1 protein-coding gene is annotated in these 589 nt (G+C 60.1%); it reads left to right on the top strand.

The genetic code is table 11. From position 1 onward, the window contains the following. Nucleotides 1-589, top strand: a 589-nt coding sequence (locus tag EOA86_RS37570; RefSeq protein ID WP_128345887.1) for an aminotransferase class I/II-fold pyridoxal phosphate-dependent enzyme, incomplete at both ends; no start/stop codon positions are given.

Here is a 589-nt window from a genome sequence, read left to right as displayed (position 1 = left end):
GCTTCAAGGGCTGAAATCGGCCGGCCTCTACAAATCCGAGCGGGTGATCACCTCGACGCAGTCGGCCGAGATCGAGGTGGGCGGCGAAAAGGTGCTGAATTTCTGCGCCAACAATTATCTCGGCCTCGCAGACAGCGCCGAATTGCGCGACGCGGCCAAGCAGGCACTCGACCGCTATGGTTATGGCATGGCGTCGGTGCGCTTCATCTGCGGCACGCAGGAAGAGCACAAGCAGCTCGAGGCGACGATTTCTGGCTTCCTCGGCATGGAGGATACGATCCTCTACGGCTCGTGCTTCGATGCCAATGGCGGCCTGTTCGAGACGCTGCTCGGCGAGGAGGATGCGGTCATCTCCGACGCGCTGAACCACGCTTCGATCATCGACGGCGTGCGGCTGTCGAAGGCGAAGCGCTTCCGCTATGCCAACAACGACATGGCCGATCTGGAGGCGCGGCTGAAGGAGGCAAGGGATTGCCGTTTTCGGCTGATCGCCACCGATGGTGTATTTTCCATGGACGGCATCATCGCCAATCTGAAGGGCGTCTGTGATCTCGCCGAGAAGTACGATGCAATGGTAATGGTGGATGAC

This window comes from Mesorhizobium sp. M5C.F.Ca.IN.020.32.2.1, assembly GCF_004023105.1.
Classification (GTDB): Bacteria; Pseudomonadota; Alphaproteobacteria; order Rhizobiales; family Rhizobiaceae; genus Mesorhizobium; species Mesorhizobium wenxiniae.
The sequence above is the reverse complement of the archived record's forward strand: the minus strand, read 5'-3'. Positions and strand labels throughout refer to the sequence as shown.